Source organism: Pseudomonas sp. SID14000, from assembly GCF_002165135.1.
Taxonomy (GTDB): domain Bacteria; phylum Pseudomonadota; class Gammaproteobacteria; order Pseudomonadales; family Pseudomonadaceae; genus Aquipseudomonas.
On the sequence record NZ_NFZQ01000186.1, the window covers coordinates 1 to 372 of the forward strand.

Consider the following 372-nt stretch of genomic DNA (forward strand, 5'->3'; position numbering starts at 1 on the left):
ACAGCGCCCAGGCCACCCTTAACATCGGCCAGAACCTGGTGTTCAAGGATGACGGCCCGAGCATCAGCACCACCGGCACGGAACCGGTCCTCACCGTCGATGAAACGGACCTGACGACCAACGCCACCCAAAGCTTCGCCGCCAACTTCACCTCGGCCTTCGGCGCCGATGGCGCCGGTACGCTCACCTACGCCCTGGGCGTGGTGGCGGGTGCCTCCGGCCTGGTCGACACGGCCACTGGCGAAGCAGTCAACCTGTCGCTCAACGGCACCGTGGTGGAAGGCCGCACGGCCACTACCAACCTCCTGGTATTCACCGTCAGCGTCGCCAGCAACGGTTCCGTTACCCTCGACCAGCTCCGCGCCATCGTGC

1 protein-coding gene is annotated in these 372 nt (G+C 66.1%); it reads left to right on the forward strand.

Translation table 11 applies throughout. The features are described 5' to 3' along the window. The coding region (locus CAY82_RS25505) for a DUF5801 repeats-in-toxin domain-containing protein (RefSeq protein ID WP_256576359.1) at positions 1 to 372 on the forward strand (372 nt) is incomplete at both ends.